Consider the following 22784-nt stretch of genomic DNA (forward strand, 5'->3'; position numbering starts at 1 on the left):
GGTCTCCCACGCCGGCGGCGGGTGCTGGACGCCGGCCTCGGTGCCGGAGTCAGTCCTGCGCGGGCAGGACCCAGTCGATGGGTGCGATACCCTTCTGAGCGAGCAGATCGTTGGTGCGTGAGAACGGGCGGGAGCCGAAGAATCCGCGGCTGGCCGACAGCGGCGAGGGATGCGGGGATTCGATGATGGCCACCTCGGCGACGCCCGACCTCAGCAGGGGAGCGAGACTGCGGGCGTCCCGGCCCCAGAGGATCGCGACCAAGGGCTGATCCCGTTCGATCAGCGCGGTGATCGCCCGCTCCGTGATCTCCTCCCAGCCCTTGCCGCGATGGGAGGCCGGCTGCCCCGGAGCGACAGTCAGGACCCGGTTGAGCAGCATGACTCCCTGCCGCGACCAGGCGCGCAGATCCCCGTGCGCGGCCGGAGGGACGCCGAGGTCGGCCTCGAGCTCCTTGTAGATGTTGCCCAGCGACCTCGGCAGCGGCCTGACATTCGGATCGACGGCGAAGGACAGCCCGATGGGGTGGCCCGGCGTCGGATATGGGTCCTGACCGACGATGAGGACCTTCACCCCAGCCAGCGGCTCGGAGAAGGCGCGGAAGACGGAGCCTCCGGCGGGCAGGTACTCGCGTCCGGCGGCGAGCTCTTCACGGAGGAAATCGCCCACCGCATGGATGCGCTCTTCCACTCCGGTCAGGGCCTGAGCCCAATCGGGGGACATGATCTCGGTCATCGGAGGTCTCGACGTCATGCAGGCGAGTCTAGTGAAGTGCGGACTCGAGTGTGCACATAGCGCAGATCGGGTGTGCACGATCGCCTATCGAACCGGTGTTCTGCCCGCAGACGGCACGCGTTATGCTCGGCCTGAAGGAGTTCATCGTCGAACGAAAGGACCGCAATGTCGGAATTCCCCGAGGCCAAGAACTGGAAGATGCTCATCGGTGGCCAGTGGGTCGGCGCCGCTGACGGTGACACCGCCGACGTCATCACGCCCATCGACCGCAACGTCGTCATCGCCACCGTGCCCAACGGCAAGGAGGCCGACGCCGACCGCGCCGTCCAGGCCGCACGGAATGCCTTCCCCGAATGGGCGGCCCTGCCGTTCAAGGAGCGCCAGAAGAAGCTGGTCGCCTGCGCCGACGCGCTCGACGCCGCCTCCGAGGAGCTGGCCCAGCTGACCGCGATCGACACCGGAAACGCGATCCGCACCCAGGCCCGCCCGGAGACGATCGTCCTGGCCGATCTGTTCCGCTACATGGGCGGCGTCGCCGGTGAGGTCAAGGGCAACACCCTGCCGGCCGGGGACAAGCAGCTGCAGTACACCAAGCGGGAGCCGCTGGGCGTTGTGGCCGGCATCCTGCCGTGGAACTCGCCGCTGATGATCGCGGCCTTCAAGACCCCTGCCGCGCTCGCCGCCGGCAACACCATCGTCCTCAAATGCGCCGAGGACGCTCCGCTGACGATCCTCAAGATGGCCGAGGTCATCGCCGACATCCTGCCTGCCGGCGTGCTCAACGTCGTCACCGGCAAGGGCTCGGTCATCGGTGAGGCGCTCAACGTCCACCCGGACGTCGACAAGGTCTCGTTCACCGGTTCGACCAGCGTCGGCCGGCATGTCGCCGAGGTGGCCGGCGGCCGTCTCGCGCACTCGTCGATGGAGCTCGGAGGCAAGAGCCCGAACATCATCTTCCCGGACTCCAACGACGACGACACCCTCGAGCAGGTGCTGCTGTCGACGCGCTTCGCCCGTCAGGGACAGTCGTGCACCATGGGTTCGCGACTGTTCCTCCACGAGGACATCTACGACGACTTCCTGGGCAAGCTCGTCGACGCCGTATCGAAGATGAAGGTCGGCGACCCACGCGATGAGTCCACCGACATCGGCTGCATCATCAACAAGAAGCAGTACGACCAGGTGGCCAGCTACATCGAGCTCGGCAAGTCGATGGACGGAGTGGAGATCGCCTACGACGGCTCCGACTCCCTCGAAGTCGGCGAGCCCGGCTTCTACCATGCTCCCGTCATCTTCTCGAAGGCGAAGAACGACTGGCAGACCAGCCGTGAGGAGATCTTCGGTCCCGTCCTGTCCGTGATTCCGTGGAAGGACATCGACGAGGTCATCGACATGGCCAACGATTCCGACTTCGGTCTCGCGGCCTTCGTCTTCACCAAGGACGTCGACGCGGCTCTGACCGTGGCCAACCGCATCGAGTCCGGCTGGGTGCAGGTCAACCAGGGCGGCGGACAGCTGGCCGGCCAGTCCTACGGCGGCATGAAGACCTCCGGCTTCGGTCGTGAGGCGTCTCTGGAAGGCATGCTCGAAGGCTTCACCCAGATCAAGCAGGTCAACATCCGCATCCGCTGAGCCGGCGCGAGTTCCCGGGGCTGAGCCGCCTCGGTGCCGGTCCGCGAATCACCCCGTCGCAGCGGTCATCGATCCGATGCCGTGCGGCGGGGTGACACCGTTCTCGGCCGGCGCGCCGCCCGGCCGCGAGCGAGCTCACAGGCCGGGCGGCGCGCCGAAAATTTCGGTCCCGTCGATCGAGCGATAATATAGAAGTCCAGTCATCTCTCGAAGGAGCACACTCTCTATGCCGCCGAACAACGACACCTCAGAACTGAGCGAGCTCGAGGTGGCCGTTCTGGAGTTCGAGCGGCGGTGGTGGAAATACGGCGGTGCCAAGGATCACGCGATCCGTGAGCGCTTCGACATGTCGGCCACCAGCTACTTCCAGATACTGAACTCGCTTCTGGACAACCCTGCAGCTCTGGCCAGCGATCCGATGCTGGTCAAGCGCCTTCGCCGAATCCGCAGCACGCGGCAGAGTGAGCGCGCCCAAGCCCGCGTCTCGAGGTAGACATGACTGACGAATTCGACGAGATCGAGCCCGGCCGGCGCAGCGGCGCCCATCGACAGGAGTCCGCCGCGTCGTCGAACATCGGCGCCATCTCACTGGTCATCGTGCTCGCGCTGGTCGCGGTCCTGCTCGTCGTGGCCGCCATCAACATCATCTTCTCGTCGATGGGCAACCCCGAATCGAAGATCGCCGACCCGCCGGCCTCTGAGGCCTCTGAGTCGACCTCGGCCGAGCCCTCGCCGAGTGAGAGCGAAGTCAGCGTCGCCGACGACTCGATCACCGTCGACGTCCTCAACGGCTCCGGTGTCGCCGGGGCAGCGAAGAACTTCTCCGAGGCCGTCGAGGAGAAGGGCTGGACGCTCGGGCAGGTCGGCAACTACTCGACGAACCTCACGGACTCGACCGTCTACTACCAGGGTGAGGACAACGCCGCCCAGGCGAAGCTCGTGGCCGAGTCGCTGGGGGTCTCGGCCACCGAGGCTTCCGAGGACTTCGACGCCGACATCACCGTGGTGATCTGCTCGGACATCGCCGACCGCGGGCCCGAACCCAGCGAAGGTGCGGAGTCCGAGGAAACCGGCGACGCGAACGGCTGAGCTTCCTCGGCGAGTACCCGGGTCAGGGACGCGGACGGTGGGCCGCCTCGGCGAGTACCCGGGTCAGGGACGCGACTTTCTGACCGTTTGGTCGGATTCCTTCTCGTCGGTTCCCGCTGTCAACAGGGCGAAAAGCCAAAGTTAACGAATCGATAACAGTCCTGTGCGGCCCGAAGTGGGGTGCGCGCCTGCGGTAGAGTTGCACCCAGCTAGGCAAGCACAGCGCCTTGTGTTCTGTTCGTGCTTCACCGAGATTATTCTCCCGAGGTCAATGAGAGAAGTCGCGGGGTCGGTTGAGTTTTACTAGCTTTCGCATACCAGATGCGGTCGTCTGATCGCGGCTGAGATGCGGGATTTCAATGGCACTGCACTGTATGGAGAAGTAATGGCACAAGGTACCGTCAAGTGGTTCAACGCTGAAAAGGGCTACGGATTCATCACCCTCGAAGGCGAAAACCAGGACGTGTTCGTTCACTGGAGCGCAATCCAGATGGACGGCTACCGCTCTCTCGAAGAGGGCCAGCAGGTTGAGTTCGAAGTTGGAGAAGGACAAAAGGGTCCTCAGGCGGAGTCCGTCACCCTCCTCTGAGACTGACTGCTGTAAGAATCTCAGAATGATCGCTGTCAGCACAGTCTTCTGATCCGCTGTGGGCGGGCGCCGGTTCCATCGGCATCCGGTTGCACGGGGAAAGCGCCGAGCAGGCAACTGCTCGGCGCTTTTCAGCTGTCCGAGGCGGGCTTCTTGGCGGAAGTTTCGCCGACAGCTCGCTCTGCGACAGGCAGCCCCGTATGCAACCAGGGCTGTCGGTCGCAGACCGAGCTCTCGACGACGAGCACCGGGAGTCGGGACGCTGAGGCAGCAGGGGCGTTCACAATGGGCCGAACTGCCGAGGTGGTGACGCCGAACCGGTCATCGTGTCGATGGTGCTGGCTCTCTCGCGCCCCGAGAATCCGCGGAACCTGTTCGAGAAGCCGCAGATCCGGCCGGCCTCCGGCACCCGGTGAGTACCCGGTGAGTGCCCCGTCGCGCTCCGCGGGGCTCGTGACCGCAGGTGACGAATATTTGCACTCGCATGGTGAGAGTGCTAAATCTAGTACTGGTGAAAACCGATGGGTTCCCACCAGCCGTCTCGAGAGCGTGGCCCTTATGTGGAATGGGACATATGGGCTCACTCTCTGCCGTCGCGGGCGTTGACGACTGCTCTGGTTACCCAGTCCACTCCATCAGGGAGGATCTAAGCCGCTATGGCAAAGATGATTGCATTCGACGAAGAAGCTCGTCGGGGACTCGAGGCTGGTCTCAACCAGCTCGCGGACGCGGTCAAGGTGACCCTTGGACCCCGCGGTCGCAATGTCGTGCTCGAAAAGCAGTGGGGAGCACCGACCATCACGAACGATGGCGTCTCCATTGCCAAGGAGATCGAACTCGAGGACGCCTACGAGAAGATCGGCGCCGAACTCGTCAAGGAGGTCGCCAAGAAGACTGACGACGTCGCAGGCGATGGAACCACCACCGCTACCGTGCTCGCTCAGGCCCTCGTGCGCGAAGGCCTGCGCAACGTGGCAGCCGGTGCTGATCCGCTCGGCCTCAAGCGCGGCATCGAGAAGGCCGTCGAGGCTGTCACCGATGTCCTGCTGAAGAACGCCATCGAGATCGAGACCAAGGAACAGATCGCCGCCACTGCCGGCATCTCCGCCGGAGATGCCGCCATCGGTGAACTGATCGCTGAGTCCATCGACAAGGTCGGCAAGGAAGGCGTCGTCACCGTTGAGGAGTCCAACACCTTCGGACTCGAGCTCGAACTGACCGAGGGTATGCGCTTCGACAAGGGCTACATCTCCGGTTACTTCGTCACCGACACCGATCGCCAGGAAGCTGTCCTTGAGGATCCCTACATCCTCATCGTCAACTCCAAGATCTCGAACGTGCAGGAACTGCTGCCCGTCCTCGAGAAGGTGCAGCAGTCGAACAAGCCGCTGTTTATCATCGCCGAAGACGTCGAGGGCGAAGCCCTGGCCGTCCTGGTGCTCAACAAGCTCAAGGGCACCTTCAAGTCCGTGGCCGTCAAGGCTCCGGGATTCGGCGACCGCCGCAAGGCGCAGCTGGCCGACATCGCCATCCTCACCGGTGGCCAGGTCGTGTCCGAGGAAGTCGGGCTCAAGCTCGACAGCGTGACCACCGATCTGCTGGGCACCGCCCGCAAGGTCGTCATCACCAAGGACGAGACCACCATCGTCGAAGGCGCGGGAGACGCCGAGGAGATCGCCGGACGGGTCGCACAGATCCGCGCCGAGATCGAGAACTCGGACTCCGACTACGACCGTGAGAAGCTGCAGGAGCGTCTGGCCAAGCTGGCCGGCGGTGTTGCAGTCATCAAGGCCGGAGCCGCCACCGAGGTTGAGCTCAAGGAAACCAAGCACCGCATCGAAGATGCCGTGCGCAACGCCAAGGCTGCCGTGGAAGAGGGAATCGTCGCCGGTGGCGGCGTCTCCCTGATCCAGGCGGGCAAGGCTGCCTTCGCCGACCTCGCACTCGAGGGTGACGAAGCAACCGGCGCCAACATCGTCAAGGTCGCCGTCGAAGCCCCGCTGAAGCAGATCGCCACGAACGCCGGCCTCGAAGCCGGTGTGGTTGCCGACAAGGTCGCCAACCTCGAGCCCGGATTCGGCCTCAACGCCGTCACCGGCGGGTACGAGGATCTGCTGGCTGCAGGCATCAACGACCCGGTCAAGGTGACCCGCTCTGCTCTGCAGAACGCCGCCTCGATCGCCGGTCTGTTCCTCACCACCGAGTCGGTCGTCGCCGACAAGCCTGAAAAGGCCGCAGCAGGTGCAGACGCAGCTGCCGGCATGGACGGCATGGGTGGAATGGGCGGCATGGGCTTCTGATAGCTCCTGCTGCTCGAAGAGCCGTGCCGGTGCCCGCAAGGGTGCCGGCACGGCTCTTCTCATATCCGCTCCCCGGCGGGCCCGCACCGGACCCATCCGCGGTCGTGCCCGGGCCCGTCCACACGCAGACTTGCGGTTCGACGGGGGTCTGGCGGCACCGGCGCATATCCGGCTACGCTGATCGTCATGAGCTTCACGGGAACCGATTCCTGCGGAAACAGTCCGAAGAATCTCTTCGTCGCCCGGTTCGAGCAGAACCTGTTCAACGGTGATCGTTCGGCCCTCGCCGAGGTGGTCGCCGATGACTGCGTGCTCCAGATCGTCAGCGCCGACGGAGCCAGCACGCACACCGGAGCTGCACAGGTCCTCGATGCTCTGGTGAGCCTGTCGGCCCAGGCACCGGCCTTCGGTCACCTCGAGGCCGCGATCACCCACGGCAAGGCCGCCGCGGCCTGGGGTCATTGGCAGCAGTCAGCGGACGGGGAGGACCCCCGCCACTTCTCGCACACGATGTGGTTCACCACGCACAAGGCGCAGGCCTTCGGCCAGATCCGGATCTTCCAGACCTGAGTCGACTCGGCCCCGGCGGCCGGCCCGGCCCCGGCAGCCGGCCCGTCCCTGAGTGGGTCCGCCCCCGACAGCTGGCCCGTCCCTGAGCCGGTCCGCCCTCGGCAGCCGGCCCGTCCCTGAGTCGGCCCGACCCCGGCAACCGGCCCGTTCCTGAGCCGGCTCGTCCGTGCGGTGCCGGTGCAGTCCCTCTGCGATCGGGCCCGCGCGTGCCGCTCCGGGCAGTCAGTCCCAGGGATTGTCGCGATGGTGGCGGCGGCCGCTGCGCCGCCTGCGCTGCTCGTCCCGGCGTGAGATCTGCCCCGGCGAATAGGGCGGCATGGGCGGGTGCGGCGGCTGCAGCCCGCGGCCCAGATCGGATTCGAAGTCCTCGGCGGAGCGGTCTTCCTGCTCGAGTTCGCGTTTGGCATCGGCATCGCCGAGGTGGGCCCGCGCCCGGGTCGTCAGCTCCCGTTTGCGATTGCGAATGATCTCGTCCTTGTGAGCGATGCGAGTGATTCCGCCGAAGAGCATCGGCAGGATGACGAAGATCGGCCAGAAGAAGATGAACTGACCGCTGGCGAACGAGGTGAACGCCCAGATGGCGAGGGTGAAGCCGGCCGGGCCGGCGATCATGCCGAGAATGGAGCGGCGCACACGGTCCCGGTAGTACTTGCGCGCGGCGGCGTCGATCTGCTCCGGAGTGATCGGCACCCGATCGTCCTCGAGGCGGGCCAGAGCCTGTGCCCGCTCCGCCTCGCCCAGTTGGCCGGGTTCGACCTCCGCCGGATCGGTGAGCACCAGATCGTCGATGAGCTCGGGGATCTCGCCCAAGGTCTTGAGCTTGCTGGCCGCCTCGGTGCGTTCGTCGAATTCCGCGACATCGAGCTGTCCGAGAGCATACGCCTCGGAGAGCACGTCGCTGACCACCGCACGATCGGCGTCGGAGGCTCGGACCTGCCCATATGATCGAGGATCTGCGCTGAAACGCGACCAGAGGGGACGAGCGTTCATATTGAATACTCTAACCCCGCCGCAGCGGAAGTGCCTGAGTGAAGTGTTGGAGAGCGCTGGACTAGACTCGGCCGGGTGGAACCCGTGGTCGTGCTCATCCTCTTCGCCGTGTTCCTCGGAGCTCTGTCGCAGAGAGTCACCGGCATGGGGTTCGGGCTGGTCAGCGGCCCCTTCCTCGTCCTCCTCCTCGATCCGTTCAGCGGTGTCATCCTCGTCAACATCTGCGGCATCGTCGCCGCATCCTCGGTCTTCGTCCGCACCTTCGCCGAGGTGGAATGGCCGTCGTTCCGACAGCTGGCCCTCGGCGCGGTGATCGGCACGGTCCCCGGCGCCCTCATCGCCTCCCGACTGCCCACACCACCGCTGCAGATCCTCATCGGTGCGCTGATCGTCGTCTCGCTCATCAGCTCGCTGACCCTCGGCCGGCTCGGCCGTCACATCCCGGCGAACCTCGGCACCCGACTGGGCACCGGGCTGCTCTCGGGAGCGATGTCGGCGGCCGCGGGCGCCGGGGGACCGGCGGTCAGCGCCTACGCGGTGCTGACGAACTGGCAGCAGCGGTCCTTCGCAGCCACCCTGCAGCCGTTCCTCGTCGCCGGGACCGTCTCGGCGGTGGTGATGAAGGTGATCGTCAACGGCGGGGCCTGGCCGCACCTGCAGATCGGCACGTGGATCGGTCTGGCTCTCGTTCTCGCGGCGGGTCTCATCGGTGGGGACTGGCTGTCGCGGCGCATCGACGTCGGGATCGCTCGGGGCGGAATGCTCGTCCTCGCGTTCGGCGGGGGAATCGCGGCGCTGATCAAGGGGGCTGTGGCACTGGTCTGAGGAGGCTGAGAACTGAGCAGTTGTGGGGCACAGGCTCAGACGTCTGTCAGTTTTGTCGGGCATACTGTTCGAGGACATAGTCAGCCGGGGAGGCATGGATCGTGACTGAAGTATTTCTGTTGCTGCTCATTGTGCTCGGGGCCGTTTTCTTCATCGGCCATCGCAAGGAGAAACAACGTCAGCGGGAGCTTCTCGCCGCCGAACTGCAGCAGGTGAAGAAGACCGCCGAGGAGGACGTCACCTCGTTCGGCGAAGAGGTCGCCGAACTCGATGTCATCACCGCTGGAGTCGAACTCGACACCGGAGGCGCCCAGGACTACAAGCAGGCTCTGGACTCCTACGACGTCGCGAAGGAGACGCTCGAGAAGGTCGACGAACCCTCCGATATCCGCAACGTCACCGAGGCGCTCGAAGACGGTCGCTACGCCGCGAAGTGCGTGCGCGCCCGCGTCGAGGGCAGACCTCTGCCCGTGCGTCGTCCGCCCTGCTTCTTCAACCCCCAGCACGGCCCCTCGGTCGAAGACATCGACTGGGCCCCGGTCGGCGGGCAGCTGCGCCCCGTGCCCGTGTGCGCCGCCGATGCCGAACGCGTGGCCGTCGGCGCCGAACCGGCCGTGCGCAAGGTCGTCACCGGTGACGGACGCACCCGACGCGCCTACTGGGAGGCCGGCCCGGCCTACGCCGAATACAATCGCGGCTACTTCAACTCCTATGCCGGCTCCGGCCTGCTGCCCGGCGTCCTCATGGGCGCGATGATGTTCGGCGGCATGGGCGGCGGCTGGGACAGCGCCTACGGAGGCGATATGGGCGGCGGAGACATGGGCGACGCCGGTGGTGACGGCGGTGGCCTGTTCGGCGGCGACGGCGGAGACGGCGGCGGCCTGTTCGGCGGCGACGGCGGCGGATTCGACATCGGAGACATCTTCTGATGGACACGATCGAGATCCGCGGCGAGTCGATCAAGCTCGGCCAGCTGCTCAAACTCCACGGAGTGGCCGAACACGGTGCCATGGCCAAAGACCTGATCGCCGACGGTGAGGTCACCGTCAACGGCGAGGTCGAGACCCGTCGCGGTGCGACGATCCGTCCCGGAGACAGGGTCGAAACCCTCGGCGAGGCCATCGAGGTGGCCACGGAGTAGCCGTCACCGGTCCAGCCATCGGCTCGACTCCGACCACCGGTTCGACTCCGATACGACAGACTTGAGGGCGTCCCCGCGGGGACGCCCTCAAGTCTGTCTGCGTGCGTCGATCTGTGCGCGTGAGCCGCTGCTGTGGCGGACTCCAGTGATGCTGCTCCTACTGCAGTTCGGGTGCGCCCGGGGTGTCGTTCATGCCGGGAGCGTCCCACAGAGCCGACCAGTTCGAGGTGTCGTCCTCGAACGGCAGCTCATTGGACAGAACGCCCTTGACCTGGATCTCCAGGGGGTTGTCCCGCTGCTTCGGTCCGGACTGCACGAAGGGATAGAACGTACCGCGTTTGTACTGGTAGACCAGGGCCATGCGGCGACCGTCGGGGTGGACGAAGTACACGGTGGTGCACAGCAGCATCGTGTCGAAGCCCTGGCTGACCAGCGCCGAGTTCACGGCGTGGATGTTCGTCACGAGGTTGACCACCTCGGCGTTGGCGTCGGCGACGACCTGCCAGGTGAATCCGTAGCCGTCGTTCTCCTGCCGCACCGAGGCGGACGGATCGGAGCTGATGAGGGCGACGCTCTCGGACTCCGCGGACTGGAACGCGGCCCCTTCGACCTGCCGGAAAGCCACGGCGCCGACACCGGTCGGGGTGAAGCCGGTGGCCGCCTGCAGGGTCAGCGCCGCAGGGGGCAGGGCGAAGAGGTCGTCGAGGTTGGCTCGCTTCGGTTTGGTCCGGCCGAGCAGTGCGTCGAAGAAACCCATGGAACTCCTAGTCGGGGTGGTGCGGTCGGGATGGTGCGGTGATCGGGCCGGCCCGGCGGACGCGGTCTCGAGCGCTCATGCGGCGGAATCGACTCAGCGCTCGGTCATTCGGGGCGCGAGAGCTGGGCGGAGATCTTCGACAGCTGATCGAGACGCTTCTCCAGCGAGGGGTGGGTCGAGAAGAGCTGGCCGATGGCGGCCTTGCCGCTGACGGCCGGGATGAGCGCCAGATGGTTCGCCGAGGCGGACGAGCGCAGGTCCTTCTCCGGGATCTTGCTCATGTCCCCGCTGAGTTTCGTCAGTGCCGAGGCCAGCGTCGACGGCGCTCCGGTGAGAATGGCCGCGGCACGGTCGGCGGCGAGCTCCCGGTAGCGGGAGAGACTGCGGATGAGGATGAAGGACAGTCCGTAGACCACGGCTCCGACGAGGATGAACAGCAGCTGGATCGGGATGCCGTTGTTATTGTTGCTCGACCGTCCTAAGCTCATGTAGTAGCCGGCCCGCATCATCAGCGCCGCGACCACACCGGTGACGCCGGCGACGGTCATCACGGTGACGTCGCGGTGGGCGACGTGGGAGAGTTCGTGGGCGAGAACCACTTCGACCTCGTCCCGGTCGAGCTTCTCGAGCAGCCCCCGGGTCACGCACACCACGGACCGTTCGGGAGACCGTCCGGTGGCGAAGGCGTTGGGGATCGCCGAATTCGACACGGCCACCCTCGGCTTCGTCGAATCGGAGAGCTGGCAGAGCCGGTCGACGATCGTATGGAGTTCGGGTGCCTCTTCGGCAGAGACCTCCCGACCGCCCATGGCTCGCATGGCGATCCTGTCGGAGAAGTACCACTGGAAGAAGAACGCGCCGGCGCTGACGAGGACGGCGATGATGACACCGCCGATGCTCTGGCCGACGATCCACCAGATCGCCAGGATGAGCACGACATAGATGAGCCCATTGAGGAAGATCGTCCATCCCATCCGCATGGTCAGTCCGTTGTCCTTGACGAAGCGATTCTTCATCGTTGTTCCTCTCTGGCAGTGGCAGAACCGGCCCACCGTCTCGTGCGAAGACAATGGGCCGGGTTCATCATTGCAGTATTCGGTTTCAGGCCGGGTCCGGGATGAAGCCCTCGCCCGTGAGCAGCTCTGCGATCTCGGCCAGAGTGGCGTCGACGAACGGGATGACGACATCGGAGGAGCCGAGGTAGTCAGCGGCGACCGGACTGCCATGGGTCGTGACATAGTCCTGGAGCGCGCTGAGTGCGGTCCTCACGGCTTCCTCGTTGCCGGCGTTGACGGCGTCCTCGACCTGGTTGTCGTACTTCTGCAGCAGAGTCTGATCGACATCGGCGACGTCGAACTGTCCTTCGCCCATGATGCGGATGATCATTGCTGATCATCCCCTTCGAGGGACTTCTGCTGCTCGGATTCGGATCCGGCGGGCAGGGACTCGCGCATCCGCTGGAGCTCCATCTCGACGTCGCTGTCGCTGGAGAGCGCGTCGAGCTGAGCGGTGATGTCGTCCTTCGACGTGCCCGTGACGTCCTCGAGGGCGCCGGAGGCGAGCAATTCGTCGACGGCACCGGCACGGGCCTGCAGCGAAGCGGTCTTGTCCTCGGCACGCTGCACGGCCATGCCGACGTCCCCGAGCTCCTCGGAGATGCCGGAGAAGGCCTCGCCGATCTTCGACTGCGCCTCGGCGGCGTTGTACGTGGCCTTCAGCGTCTCCTTCTTCGTGCGGAAGGCGTCGACCTTGGCCTGCAGACGCTGCGAGGCCAAGGTGAGCTTCTGCTCCTCGCCCTGCAGCCCTTCGTGCTGGCTCTGCAGGTCGTTGATCTGCTGAGTGAGACCGGACTTGCGGGTCAGGGCCTCGCGGGCGAGGTCCTCGCGTCCGATCTCCATGGCCTTCTGAGCCTGACCGGAGAGCTTGTCCTGCTGCTGCTCGAGCTGGTTCATCTGCAGTTCGAGGCGCTTGCGGCTGGTGGCGACATCGGCAACACCGCGGCGAACCTTCTGCAGAAGCTCCAGCTGCTTCTGGTACGAATAGTCAAGGGTTTCGTTGGGGTTCTCGGCTTTGTCCAGGGCCTTGTTGGCCTTGGCACCGAAGATCGTCGCGATCCGTTGGAAGATACTCATCCGTAGTCGACTCCTGCATTGGTTTGACCCGACGTTGCCAAGCCGTTCCACTCCGGTCCGGAGATTCTTGGCCAACACCGCCGCGAACTATCGCTCTCAGCCTACTAAGAAAGGCTGATAGTTTGCCAGACGCCGACCACGAGAACGACGAGACTTGCCGGCCCGATCGCAGGTGATCAGGGGGCGAAGAGACGCGAGTTCGCGGCTTCGACCTCCGAGTACTGCTGGGCCGCTGTGTTGAGTGCGCCGTGGATGGAGTCGAGGGATTCGAAGAGCTGTTTCTGTGCGCCTTCCCACTGATTGATCACTGCCTGGAAGTTCTGAGCCGCGCTTCCGCGCCAGCATTCCTGGAGGGCCAGCAGATTGCGCAGCATCGTCTGCGCCTCGGACACGAGATTGCGAGAAGTGCCTGCGGTGGCGGTGGCAGCGGACTGGACGCGTTCGGCGTCGACTTCGAAACTCATGATGGCTCCTCACGGTCTGGGGTGCGGTTCTCCCGCCCGGCGCGGGCGGGTCGAGACCAGTGCCGACCGCACGGTCCGGGGCGAAAAGAGCACGGAAAGAGGGTGTGGACAGCGCTCGGCTGTCCACACCCTCCCCGTGGGCGAGTCGTGACCGCGTCCCCAGGCTCATGTGGTTGAGTCCGCACGTGCAGGCGACCGCCTGTCCGCGGTCCGTGGACAGGCGGTCGGGCCTGCAGGGTTCCGGGGGACTTCGAGTCCGTGACCGCGGCTACTGCAGCACGAGCGTCACATCGACCTTCTGCTCCTGTCCGCCGCGCACCAGGGTGATCTCGACCGGTTTGTTCACCGGCTGCGCGCGGACGAGGGCACGCAGGGCGATGGCATTGTTCACCTTGGTGCCGGCCACCTCGATGATGTCGTCGCCGTCCTTGAGTCCGGCCTTGTCCGCGGGCGTGCCGCCCTGGACCGACTGCACCTTGGCGCTGCCTCGAGAGATGCCTCCGCTGTTGATGTGGCCGTCGGTGAGAGTGATGCCGAGGAAGGGATGCTGGGCCTTGCCGTTGGCGATGAGCTGATCGGCGATCATCACCGCCTGGTTGGAGGGGATGGCGAAGCCGATGCCGATCGACCCCGACCGTTCGCCCTCGCCGGCCTGGCTCAGCGAGGCCGCGGCCGAGTTGACTCCGATGAACCGACCGTTGCCGTCGACGAGCGGACCGCCGGAGTTGCCCGGGTTGATCGCGGCATCGGTCTGGATGGCATTCGTGATCGTCAGCTCCTTCTCCGATGAGGAGGCGTCCTCGCCGATGTTCTCCGTCGACACCGGGCGGTCGAGCGCGGAGACGATGCCCGTGGTCACGGAGTCGGCGAGGCCCAGCGGGTTGCCCAGAGCCATGACCGGATCGCCCACGTCGAGCTTCTTCGAATCGCCCACCTCCAGCGGTTCGACGCCGTCGGGCACCTGCTCGAGCTCGATGATGGCGATGTCCGTCGAGGGGTCGCGGCCGACGATCTCGGCCTCCGTGGTCTCACCGTTCTTCATGGTCACGGCGATCTCACCTCCCGGAGTGTCGGCGGGAGCGACGACGTGGTTGTTCGTGATCACGTGTCCCTGGTCGTCATAGAGCGCACCCGAGCCCAGGCCCTGCACCTGACCGTTGGTCCCGATCTGGATCGACATCACGCTTTCCGAGGTCTTCTCCGCCACCTGGGTCCAGTCCGGAGTCTCGATCGTCTGATCGGCGACCTTGCGCGGTTCATCGCCCTGGAGAGCGGACATCGCATAGTTGCCGCCGAAGGCGAGCGCGCCGCCGAGGAGGGCGGCGATGGCCGCGATCGCGATCGTCGCGCCCCACCCGGGGCCCTTCTTCTCCCGCCGAGGCGGCTGCTGCGGCCCGTAGGGGCCGAACCCGTCCGGCCCGCCGGGCTCACCCGGACCGGAGTAGGCACCCATGGCGCCGGGCTGCGATCCGATATTTGCCAGGTGGGTGCCGGCCCCTGCCGGGTGGCCACCCGCTGCGGGATAGGCGGCTGGGTAAGCAGAGTCCTGGGAGCCGGTCGGATACTGGCCCCCACCAGGAGGCTGTGTCCCGTTCGGATGCTGGGAACCCGAGGACGGCGGCTGAGGGCCGCCGGGGTACGCCTGCGAACCGCCCTGCCCGGGCTGGCCCGGCTGTCCGGATTGCTGCTGCCCATGTTGGATCCCCTGCTGCCGGCCCGCGTACTGGCCGCCCTGCGGGTGTCCCGGCTGCTGGCCCGGCTGCTGGGTCGGGTTCTGTCCGTTCTGCTGGTACGGGGACGGCGGCTGGGGCCGACCGGACTGCGGGCCGTGCTCAGGTTGCCGGCCTTGCTGCTGGGAGGGACGGCCGTCCGCACCGAAGCTGCCGTCCACAGGGCTCTGAGCCTGAGTGGGCTGTTCGGAGCCGGGGCGATCGTCCTGCGACGAGTGCCCTGACCGAGACGCAGACTGCGCCCCGGGCCGCGTCGCGGACTGGGACCCGGGCTGCGCATCGGGGCGGGGTTCGCCAGGTGCGACGGGAGGGCTCACACGTGCCGGGCCGCTGCTGCGCCCGGCGGCACCGTTCGCTCCGCGACCCGCGGACGAGGACGGGGAGTTCGGGAAAGTGCGCGGAACCTCGGGCGACGCGGGGTCGCGGCCCTCCCGGTTCGGGAACGTGCGGTAGTCCTGATCCCCGTGCCGTCCGCGGTTGCGGGACGTCTCATCCGGATCCTGGGGATGGTTGTTCTCACTCATCGCTCGTCCTTTCGTGCCTCCGCAGTGGAGTCGCCTGTTTCAGAGATGGGCAGGTCGATGCGGAACGTTGCACCGCCGCCCGAGGTTTCGTGGACCGAGATCGTGCCGTGGTGATTCTCCACGATCGCCTTGACGATCGACAGTCCCAGGCCGGACCCGCCGGTGTCCCTGGTCCGGGACACGTCGAGGCGATAGAAGCGCTCGAAGATCCGCGGGACCATCTCGGGGTCGATTCCCTCGCCGTGGTCCCTGACCTCGAAGCGGACCCGACCGTTCGGGAATCCGCGCAGGGAGTCATCGACCGTGATCGAGCCCGCCGCCGTGACATCGGGGACGATGCCCTCCGGCTCCTGCGCGTCAGCCTGATCGTTGCCGGCGGAGTCGCCTCGGCGGAAGATGCGGACCCCGCCGGTGACGAATCCGCGCTCACGGGTCTTCTCCTTCGCCCCGTTGCGCGTGCCGCTCCTTCCGTTCTGGCCCTTGGCCGTGGACTGGCCGTCGTCGGCGTCTCCGGAATCGGCGTCGGCGTCCTCGGGCAGTCCGACCACACCGACGGCGAACTCGATCGCGGCGTGCTCGGGAGTGTGGCGCACGGCGTTGCCGGCGAGGTTGACGATGACCTGGCGGATCTTCGGTTCGGATCCGCGGATCATCGGCACCGGCTGTGCGTCCTCACCGTCGAGTCCGATGAAGCTGATGTCGCGGTCCGGGGCCTGCGCGGCGGCATCGGCAGCGGCGTCCCTGACGACCTTGTGCATGTCGATGGGACCGATCTCGGCCGGTCGCTGCTCGTCGAGGCGGGCGAGCACGACGAGGTCGTCGACGAGCACACCCATGCGCTTGGCCTCGGACTCCATCCGCTCCATGGCGTTGGCGACGTCCTCGCTCTTCGTGATCGCCCCCTGCCGGTAGAGCTCGGCGTAGCCGCGGATCGTCACCAGCGGCGTCCGCAGCTCGTGCGAGGCGTCGGAGACGAACTGGCGGATGCGCTTCTCGGACCGGGTCTGCCCGTCGAAGGAGTCCTCGATGCGCCCGAGCATGGTGTTCAGCGCCGCCGACAGGCGCCCGAGCTCGGTGTTGCGCGGGTAGACGGGCACGCGCTGACTGAGGTCACCGGCGGCGATGCGAGAGGCGGTCTTCTCGATGTCGCGCAGCGGCCGGAACGTGTTGTTGATCGCCCAGTAGCCGACTCCCGCAACCATCGCCAGGGCCATCAGGCCGATGCCGATCATCGTGTTGCGGGCACGCTCGTTGATGTTGTCGATCTCGCGGTCGAAGGGCACCGCGATGGACACGAGCACATCGGTGTTCTTCACCTTCATGGCACGGGCCCGCCACTGCGAGTTCGTTCCGGCGACGGTGAACGGCTGGCCGCCCTGGGCATAGACCTTCTTCTCGTTGATCGTCGGCAGGATCGGCCGGTTGTCCGGCTCCGGGGCGACCGGGTCGCGGATGGGCTCGCCGTCGGTGTTGTAGAACTGCACATAGAAGCCCCCGGGCAGGAGGCTGCGCAGCTGGTCCCATGAGTTCGAATCGAGCGTCGTCGACGACCCATCCTCGTCGTCGGAGTCCGACCCGGACTGCAGCTCCGCGTTCTGGAACACATCACGATAGGCCTGCTGCGCCAGCGTCTCGGAGGCACTGATGAGGCGTTCATCGGTGCGTTGGACGAGGCTGTCGCGGAGGTTCTCCAACACCCATGCGCTCGTCCCCGTGAGGACGAGCAGCATGAGGAGCATCATGATGGCCAGCAGCTTGGTGGTCAGCGACCATTCTTCCCAGAAGCCGGGCCGGGTGGGACGGGGTTCTTTTGCCACGTATGTAATCTATCGCCCTTGCATGGACGACTACTTGGATTCCGGTGTGCGCAGCATGTAGCCGACCCCGCGCTTGGTCTGGATCATCGGAGTCCATTCCATCTCGACCGGGTGACCGGCGGCGTCCGTTTCCGGAGTGACGTCGATCTTGCGACGCAGATAGGAGATGTAGGACTCGACGATGCCGGTGTCGCCGCCGAAGTCGTACTCCCACACGTGGTCGAGGATCTGCGACTTCGACAGCACGCGGTTCGTGTTGAGCATGAGGTAGCGCAGCAGCTTGAACTCGGTGGGGGAGAGGTCGATGAGGATGCCGGAGCGGCGGACCTCGTGGGTGTCGTCGTCGAGCTCGAGGTCGCCCGCCACGATGACGGCGTTCTCCTCGTCCTCGAGGCTGCGGGTGCGGCGGAGGACGGCGCGGATGCGGGCGACGACCTCTTCGAGGCTGAAGGGCTTGGTCACATAGTCATCGCCGCCGACGGTCAGACCGGTGATCTTGTCCGAGGTGTCATCACGCGCGGTGAGGAAGACGACGGGAGCGTTCATGCCGATCTGGCGCAGGCGGCGAGTGACGGTGAAGCCGTCCATGTCCGGCAGCATCACGTCGAGGACGAGGAGGTCGACGTCGGTCTGCTCGGCCAGGCGCAGCGCCTCGGCGCCGTTGGCGGCGGAGACGACGTCGAAGCCGGCGAAGCGGAGACTGGTCGACAGGAGTTCGCGGATATTGGGCTCATCATCGACAACGAGCAGGGTGGCTTCGATGTCGGCATCGTTCTGTGCGGTAGTCATGGGACCAGTCTGAGACCCGTTTCTGGGAGTCGTCTGGATGGCAGCTGAATGCCATTGTGAAGTGCGACACAGAAAAGTTCCCAGGAAAGTCGATCCGAGTCCCGTTCGAGGCATTCGTTCTCAGGAACGGAGGGCGAATTTCAGGGAAGAGGATGGCTGCGATCAGGGCGGGCACAGAAATGCTCGCCGAGGCGGCCGTGCGTGGGTGGGCTCCGCTCAGCGTCGCCGGGGCGGCAGATGGCCGGGCGGCATCGGGGTGACGTGATGCGGTCGAGATGCAGGGTTCTCTCGAATCTCGCGCGGCGGACGGAGGTCCAAGAGCTGGTGCGTGACGGCGAAGCGCCGGACCCGTTCGGGGCGGTTGCGGTCGTAGACCACTTGGCCGACCGTGCCCTGCATCGACGGACTCTGCTGGACGAGGTGGCGGACCCAGCGCTCTCGGCCCTGGGCATCGATGAAATGAACCACTGCCAGACTCGGTGCTCTGGCCTGGGGGGCGGACGAATAGTCGACGACCCTGCCTTCGGCCAGGCCGATGCCGGAGTGAGGCGGGCGCTCGAGGATCGGATAGCGGGCCTTGCGGAAGGCGAGCAGGGAGACGGCGATGAGTCCGAGAGCGGCGGCGATCGCAATCACCCACCAGACCGGGGCCGCATCCGTCATGGCTGGAGCGAAGCCGAGGCCGAGCCCGCCGCCGGCTCCGAGTGCTGCCAGCTGGTATCGGAAGAATCGGGACAGGCTGCCGCCGGTGCAGAAGCGGCCGAGGGCTGCGAGCACGAGCAGAAAGCTGATGGTGGCAGAGACGAGGGCCACGATGACGGCGAGGGCGCTGAAGAGGAATTTTTCGCTCAGCAGCCCTTCGGAGCCCGCGGGAAGGAAGGCCAGCGCCGCAAGGGCGAAGCCCGACGTCAGCGTGGCCGACATGGTGATGATGCCTGCGAGGCCGGCGGCGAGCCTGCGTCCGGCGGTGATGCGCAAGGGCTGCAGTGACATGGTCGGCTCCTCTGTCAGATGTGGGAGTCGGCGTCGGAACGTCGGGCGCGGAAGGCCGCGACGTGGGTGCGGTTGGCGCATCCGCCGGTGTCGCAGAAGCGCTTCGAGCGGTTGCGGGTGAAGTCGGCCAGATAGGCGCGGCAGTCATCGGCGGCGCACCGGCCGAGCCGGTCGAGGTCGCCGGAGCGGATGAGGTCGATGAGGACGAGGGCGACATCGGCGGCCACGCGATCGGCCAGGCTCGCTGAGGAGCCGGTGGCATGCAGATGCCAGTCCCAGCCGTCGTGTTTGACCAATTGCGGCACGGAGCCGGAGTTGCCGAGGGTGAGATTGATCTCATTGACGACCGCCTCGGTGCCGGTTTCGAACTCCTCGTCGGTCTCGGCGTCGATGCTCGAATCGAGTGCGGCGGCGAACCGTGCCCGCAGGCGCAGCGTGTCCTCGACATCGCTTGCGGCCGCGATCAGCGGGCCTGAGAAGTCGTGTCGGGCCGCGAATTCGCGGAGTTTGGCGGTCGTCGTCAGCTCGTCACCGTCCGCGGCGATGTCCCCTGAGGTGTTGAGGAGGTCGACGAGCATCGTGAGATTCGAGCGGATGTCATAGGCAAAGGTCATGGCGAGGTCCATTCTGCCACATGATGTAAGGACCAAAATGCATTTGACTCATTTCAAGGCCGTGGTCGATACTGAAGCTGCACGGCACCGTACGCGCGGCGAAGCCGCCGTCGGTGCCGCGAACCGGCGCCCACGCGCCACCGAACCCAGACTCGCCGACCACGACATCCGCGCCATGCGCGGCAGATGCGCCGACCATGACGCATGTGCCGAGCACGGCCTGCGCACGTGCCCGCTGCGGCTCACCTGCCGCTGCAGCGCACGTGCCCGCTGCGGCGCGCATGCACGGGCCGTTGCGGCGCGCACGCGCGCCGAGTCGACGAGCCGCCTCGGCGGGGGCCTTGGCCTCTGTCCGATCCACCCGCGCACCAGCACTTCAGGAGGTCAAGAATGAGTCGTTCCGTCATCGTGGGGTTCCTGCTCACCCTTGCCTCCGCGTTCTTCTTTGCGGTGTCGGGACCGATCGCGAAGACGATGTACGCAATCGGCTGGACCCCGGGATCGGTCGTGCTCATCCGCTTGGCCGGATCGGCCGTCCTGCTGCTCATCCCCACCCTCATCGCCCTGCGCGGCCGGTGGGACGAAGTGCTCAGGCACTGGCGCACCGTCGTCACCTACGGCCTGGTCTCCATGGCCGGGGTCCAGGGCTTCTACTTCGTGGCCGTCGAACACCTCACCGTGGCTGTGGCCCTGCTGCTCGAGATGACCGCGCCGATGCTCATCGTGTTCTGGATCTGGGCGCGGACGCGGACGCGGCCGGCGACGGTGACGTTCATCGGCGTCGTGGTCTCGATGATCGGCCTCCTGCTCGTGCTCAACCTGCGCGGATCCTCGATCAGCATCTTCGGCGTGGTCATGGCCATGGCCGCGGCCGTGTGCCTGGCCAGCTACTTCCTCGTCTCCGCCAAGGACACGATCACTCTTCCGCCGGTTGCCCTGACGGGACTCGGCATGGGAATCGGCTCGCTGGCGATGTCGCTGATCGTGCTCGCGGGGATCATGCCCGCCGGTGCGGCCTTCGGCGATGTCGACTTCGGCGGGATCGCGATGTCGTGGATCGTGCCGATGTCGATGATCGTCGTCTTCACCGTCGGTGCCTACGTCACCGGCATCCTCGGCCTGCGCTACATCGGCGCGACCGTCGGCTCCTTCGTCAACCTCGTCGAGGTCCCGTTCTCCGTCATCGTCGCCTGGCTCGTTCTCTTCGAGATGCCCGCTCCCATCCAGCTCTTCGGCGGCGTGTTCATCCTCGGCGGAGTCGGGTTCATCAAGTGGGGCGAGGCCAGGCTGGCCCGTCGCGTGGCCCGGCGCGAGGTCGTCGCCCGCTCCGAGCACACCTCGCTCGTCGACGCCTGAGGGCCGTTCTCACGCTTACTGACGCCGGCGGTGCTCAGCCGGCCGTACTCAGCCGGCGGTGCTCAATCGGCCGTGCTCAGCCGGCCGTTCTCACCGGACTTCGATGCTGTAGCCGTAGCCCTGCTCGGTGAGGAAGCGGCGGCGCTGAGCGGCGAAGTGCTCATCGACGGTGTCGGCGGCGACCACGGTGTAGAAGGTCGCCGAGCCCTGATCCTCCTTCGGACGCAGGATCCGCCCGAGCCGCTGGGCTTCCTCCTGACGTGAGCCGAAGGCACCGGAGACCTGGATCGCCACCGAGGCGGCCGGCAGATCCACGGAGAAGTTCGCGACCTTCGAGACCACGAGGACCGGGATCTCACCGGACCGGAATTCGCGGAAGAGCTCCTGACGCTCTGCCTCCGGGGTCTGCCCGGTGAGCACGGGTGCGCCGAGTTCGGCCCCGATCTCCTCGAGCTGGTCGAGGTACTGGCCGATGACGAGGATCTGGGCGTCGGGATGGTCGGCGACGAGTTCGGACACGATCGGCAGCTTCGCATCCGAGGTCGCGGCCAACCGGTACCGGTCCTCACCGTCGGCGCGGGCATAGGCCGTCCGCGTCCCGCCGTCGAGGCGCACCCGCACCTCATGGCAGGCCGCCGAGGCGATGAAGCCGAGCCGTTCGAGCTCCTTCCACGGGACCTCGTACTGCTTGGGTCCGATGAGGGAGAACACCTCGTCCTCCCGCCCGTCCTCACGCACCAGGGTCGCGGTCAGGCCCAGACGCCGCCGGGCCTGCAGGCTCGCGGTCAGCCGGAAGATCGGCGCCGGCAGCAGATGCACCTCGTCGTAGATGACCAGACCCCAGTCCTTGGCGTCGAGGAGCTCGAGGTGGAGGTAGGAGCCCTTCCGCCGGGTCGTCAGAACCTGATACGTGGCGATGGTGATCGGACGGATCTCCTTCGTCGACCCCGAGTACTCACCGACCTCGTCCTCGGTCAGGGTGGTTCGGGCCAGGATCTCGTCCTTCCACTGCTTCGCCGACACCGAGTTCGTCACGAGGATGAGCGTCGTCGTCTGCACCCGCGACATCGTGGCCACACCGACGATGGTCTTGCCCGCACCGCAGGGCAGCACGACGACTCCGGACTCACCGGCCAGCGACTGGTCGATGGCCTGGCGCTGGTAGTCGCGCAGATGCCACTTCCCGCCGTGGGCGTCATCGGACAGGTCGATCTCGTGAGCCTCGCCGTCGACATAGCCGGCATGGTCGGAGACCGGGTGGCCCAGCTGCAGCAGCGCATGCTTGAGCTCACCGCGTTCCGAGGGGTGGACGAGCACGGATTCGGCGTCGATGCGCTTGCCGAACTTGCCGACGAGGTCCGGCTGGTCGAGGAGCTGATCGAGCAGGCCCGTCTCCGTCGAGGTCAGTGTCAGCCCATGGAGCGGATGGTCGATGAGGGTGAGCACACCGAAGCGGTCCATGATGTCGACGATTTCGACGAGCAGTTCGTGCGGGACCGGATACTTCGCGAACTCGAGCAGGACGTCGACGACGGATTCGGCGTCGTGTCCGCTGGCGCGGGCATTCCACAGTCCCAAGGGCGTGATCGTATAGGTGTGGATGTATTCGGGGGTCCGTGACAGCTGTGCGAACGGGGCGATGGCCACGGCCGCCTCGACGGCCAGGGGGTGCCCCGATTCCAGCAGCACAGTCCGATCGGACTGCACGATCAGCGGACCATTCATTCAAACTCCCATTC

Annotated in this window: 23 protein-coding genes; 10 read left to right on the forward strand and 13 right to left on the reverse strand. The window is 66.4% G+C overall.

Annotation, left to right across the window (positions count from 1 at the left end; genetic code table 11):
- Positions 1–49 precede the first annotated feature (49 nt).
- Positions 50–751, reverse strand: a complete 702-nt coding sequence (locus IG171_RS00580; RefSeq protein ID WP_212129044.1) for a uracil-DNA glycosylase — start codon at positions 749–751, stop codon at positions 50–52.
- 147 nt (positions 752–898) lie between these two features.
- On the opposite strand from IG171_RS00580, the gene IG171_RS00585 reads away from it, so the two are divergent.
- The 6 genes from IG171_RS00585 (at position 899) to IG171_RS00610 (ending at position 6913) form a co-directional block, all read left to right on the forward strand.
- Positions 899–2365, forward strand: a complete 1467-nt coding sequence (locus IG171_RS00585; RefSeq protein WP_212129046.1) for an aldehyde dehydrogenase family protein — start codon at positions 899–901, stop codon at positions 2363–2365.
- 226 nt (positions 2366–2591) lie between these two features.
- Positions 2592–2858 (forward strand): DUF3263 domain-containing protein, encoded by a 267-nt coding sequence (locus tag IG171_RS00590; protein ID WP_212129048.1) that lies wholly within the window; start codon positions 2592–2594, stop codon positions 2856–2858.
- A 2-nt stretch (positions 2859–2860) separates the two neighbouring features.
- Positions 2861–3454 (forward strand): LytR C-terminal domain-containing protein, encoded by a 594-nt coding sequence (locus IG171_RS00595; RefSeq protein WP_212129049.1) that lies wholly within the window; start codon positions 2861–2863, stop codon positions 3452–3454.
- Positions 3455–3839: 385 nt separating this feature from the next.
- Positions 3840–4043, forward strand: a complete 204-nt coding sequence (locus IG171_RS00600) for a cold-shock protein (RefSeq protein ID WP_212129051.1) — start codon at positions 3840–3842, stop codon at positions 4041–4043.
- A gap of 656 nt (positions 4044–4699) precedes the next feature.
- Positions 4700–6343, forward strand: coding sequence for a chaperonin GroEL (gene groL, locus IG171_RS00605; RefSeq protein ID WP_212129053.1), 1644 nt, complete (start codon positions 4700–4702; stop codon positions 6341–6343).
- A gap of 186 nt (positions 6344–6529) precedes the next feature.
- The gene (locus IG171_RS00610; protein WP_212129055.1) at positions 6530–6913 is read left to right on the forward strand and encodes a hypothetical protein; all 384 of its coding nucleotides are present in this window, start codon (positions 6530–6532) and stop codon (positions 6911–6913) included.
- A gap of 222 nt (positions 6914–7135) precedes the next feature.
- Here IG171_RS00610 and IG171_RS00615 read toward each other — a convergent pair whose 3' ends face one another.
- A complete protein-coding gene (locus IG171_RS00615) occupies positions 7136–7819 on the reverse strand; it encodes a DUF1707 domain-containing protein (protein ID WP_249203899.1) in 684 nt (227 codons plus the stop codon).
- 159 nt (positions 7820–7978) lie between these two features.
- Here IG171_RS00615 and IG171_RS00620 point away from each other — a divergent pair, with 159 nt between their 5' ends.
- From IG171_RS00620 to IG171_RS00630, 3 genes are all read left to right on the forward strand, one after another.
- Positions 7979–8728, forward strand: a complete 750-nt coding sequence (locus IG171_RS00620) for a sulfite exporter TauE/SafE family protein (protein ID WP_212129059.1) — start codon at positions 7979–7981, stop codon at positions 8726–8728.
- A 101-nt stretch (positions 8729–8829) separates the two neighbouring features.
- Positions 8830–9657 (forward strand): hypothetical protein, encoded by an 828-nt coding sequence (locus tag IG171_RS00625; RefSeq protein ID WP_212129062.1) that lies wholly within the window; start codon positions 8830–8832, stop codon positions 9655–9657.
- A complete protein-coding gene (locus IG171_RS00630; protein ID WP_212129063.1) occupies positions 9657–9869 on the forward strand; it encodes an RNA-binding S4 domain-containing protein in 213 nt (70 codons plus the stop codon). Before IG171_RS00625 ends, IG171_RS00630 begins: the two co-directional genes overlap by 1 nt.
- Before the next feature lie 157 nt (positions 9870–10026).
- Here the strand turns inward: IG171_RS00630 and IG171_RS00635 are convergent, their stop codons facing one another.
- The 10 genes from IG171_RS00635 to IG171_RS00680 all read right to left on the reverse strand — a co-directional run bounded on the left by IG171_RS00635 (position 10027) and on the right by IG171_RS00680 (position 19689).
- On the reverse strand, positions 10027–10626 hold the full coding sequence (locus IG171_RS00635) for a hypothetical protein (protein WP_212129064.1): 600 nt from the start codon (positions 10624–10626) through the stop codon (positions 10027–10029).
- Between the two features lie 104 nt (positions 10627–10730).
- Positions 10731–11642, reverse strand: a complete 912-nt coding sequence (gene htpX, locus IG171_RS00640) for a zinc metalloprotease HtpX (RefSeq protein ID WP_212129065.1) — start codon at positions 11640–11642, stop codon at positions 10731–10733.
- 85 nt (positions 11643–11727) lie between these two features.
- Positions 11728–12012: a hypothetical protein gene (locus tag IG171_RS00645; RefSeq protein WP_212129066.1), complete on the reverse strand. Its 285-nt coding sequence runs from the start codon at positions 12010–12012 to the stop codon at positions 11728–11730.
- Positions 12009–12758 (reverse strand): PspA/IM30 family protein, encoded by a 750-nt coding sequence (locus IG171_RS00650; protein WP_212129067.1) that lies wholly within the window; start codon positions 12756–12758, stop codon positions 12009–12011. The genes IG171_RS00645 and IG171_RS00650 overlap by 4 nt, the downstream gene beginning before the upstream one ends.
- 176 nt (positions 12759–12934) lie before the next feature.
- On the reverse strand, positions 12935–13222 hold the full coding sequence (locus tag IG171_RS00655) for a WXG100 family type VII secretion target (RefSeq protein WP_212129068.1): 288 nt from the start codon (positions 13220–13222) through the stop codon (positions 12935–12937).
- Positions 13223–13490: 268 nt separating this feature from the next.
- Positions 13491–15476 carry a trypsin-like peptidase domain-containing protein gene (locus tag IG171_RS00660; RefSeq protein WP_212129069.1) on the reverse strand — a complete coding sequence of 662 codons (1986 nt, stop codon included), beginning with the start codon at positions 15474–15476 and terminating at the stop codon, positions 13491–13493.
- Entirely contained in the window at positions 15473–17293 is a 1821-nt protein-coding gene (locus IG171_RS00665; protein WP_212129071.1) for a HAMP domain-containing sensor histidine kinase, read from the reverse strand. The genes IG171_RS00660 and IG171_RS00665 overlap by 4 nt, the downstream gene beginning before the upstream one ends.
- Before the next feature lie 30 nt (positions 17294–17323).
- Positions 17324–18082: a response regulator transcription factor gene (locus IG171_RS00670; RefSeq protein ID WP_209323837.1), complete on the reverse strand. Its 759-nt coding sequence runs from the start codon at positions 18080–18082 to the stop codon at positions 17324–17326.
- Between the two features lie 216 nt (positions 18083–18298).
- Positions 18299–19075 carry a hypothetical protein gene (locus IG171_RS00675; RefSeq protein WP_212129073.1) on the reverse strand — a complete coding sequence of 259 codons (777 nt, stop codon included), beginning with the start codon at positions 19073–19075 and terminating at the stop codon, positions 18299–18301.
- A 14-nt stretch (positions 19076–19089) separates the two neighbouring features.
- Positions 19090–19689: a CGNR zinc finger domain-containing protein gene (locus IG171_RS00680; protein WP_212129076.1), complete on the reverse strand. Its 600-nt coding sequence runs from the start codon at positions 19687–19689 to the stop codon at positions 19090–19092.
- Positions 19690–20079: 390 nt separating this feature from the next.
- Here IG171_RS00680 and IG171_RS00685 point away from each other — a divergent pair, with 390 nt between their 5' ends.
- Positions 20080–21045, forward strand: coding sequence for a DMT family transporter (locus IG171_RS00685; RefSeq protein ID WP_212129078.1), 966 nt, complete (start codon positions 20080–20082; stop codon positions 21043–21045).
- Positions 21046–21135: 90 nt separating this feature from the next.
- Here IG171_RS00685 and IG171_RS00690 read toward each other — a convergent pair whose 3' ends face one another.
- Positions 21136–22770 carry a DNA repair helicase XPB gene (locus IG171_RS00690; RefSeq protein WP_212129080.1) on the reverse strand — a complete coding sequence of 545 codons (1635 nt, stop codon included), beginning with the start codon at positions 22768–22770 and terminating at the stop codon, positions 21136–21138.
- Positions 22771–22784: the final 14 nt, after the last annotated feature.

The sequence above is a fragment of the Brevibacterium sp. SMBL_HHYL_HB1 genome (assembly GCF_018208375.1).
Classification (GTDB): Bacteria; Actinomycetota; Actinomycetes; order Actinomycetales; family Brevibacteriaceae; genus Brevibacterium; species Brevibacterium intestinavium.